The sequence below is a fragment of the Phenylobacterium sp. SCN 70-31 genome (assembly GCF_001724605.1).
Lineage (GTDB): Bacteria > Pseudomonadota > Alphaproteobacteria > Caulobacterales > Caulobacteraceae > Phenylobacterium.
The window spans coordinates 1-745 of sequence record NZ_MEEX01000039.1 but is presented as its reverse complement, the minus strand read 5'-3'; the positions used below and the strand labels follow the sequence as shown (position 1 = coordinate 745).

Sequence of the window (745 nt, the reverse complement as noted above, 5' to 3'; positions counted from 1 at the left end):
CCCGGCATGCCGGGCGCCCTGGCTTTCGCCTCAGTTCTCGAAGCGCTTGCCGACCAGGTCGACCGTGTCCTTCGTCACGAGCTGCGCGCTCGTGTCGAGATTGGCGGCGGAGACGCCGCGGTCGATCTGCAGATAGAGCTGCGCGACGGGCCAGAAGCCCTGCAGGAACGGCTGCTGGCCGAGCGAGCCGGTGAGCGCGCCGGTGCGGATCTGCTCCTGCTGCTTCGGACCGAGGTCGAAGCCGAAGGCGCAGACCTTGCCGTTCATCTTCAGCTGGGCCACGGCGTCGCCGAGCGCCGGCGTCACGAAGCCGTTGGCGGCGAAGGCGCCGACGACGTCACCGCGCGACTCGATCAGCGAGACGACGGAGTTGGTGATGTCGTCCTTGTTGACGTCGATGCCGATGTTCTCCGGACCGGCGTCGACCTTGAAGTCGGCGAGGCGGCCGGCGGCGTTCAGCGCCTTGACGGCGGCTTCGAAGGCGGCGGTGACGCGACGGTTCACTTCCTCGTTGCCGAGCGTGGTCGTCGACGGGAAGATGATCGAGCCGCCCTTGGCGCCGGAGTCGAGGACGCACTTGGCGAGCGCCTCGCCGCCGATCGCCGCGGCCGACGACAGCTGGCCGGTGTGGCTGATCTGCGAGCGGTTGGCGATGTTCGGATCGAACGAGTTGGTCGTCGCGACCGGGATGCCGTTGGCGAAGGCCTTCTTGACGATGTCGTCATAGGCGCCCGACTGCGGCGTC

Annotated in this window: 1 protein-coding gene; it reads right to left on the bottom strand. The window is 68.5% G+C overall.

Translation table 11 applies throughout. The features are described from left to right. Window positions 1-30 precede the first annotated feature (30 nt). On the bottom strand, window positions 31-745 hold a 715-nt coding region (locus ABS78_RS21385), incomplete at its 5' end, for a substrate-binding domain-containing protein (RefSeq protein WP_293384353.1).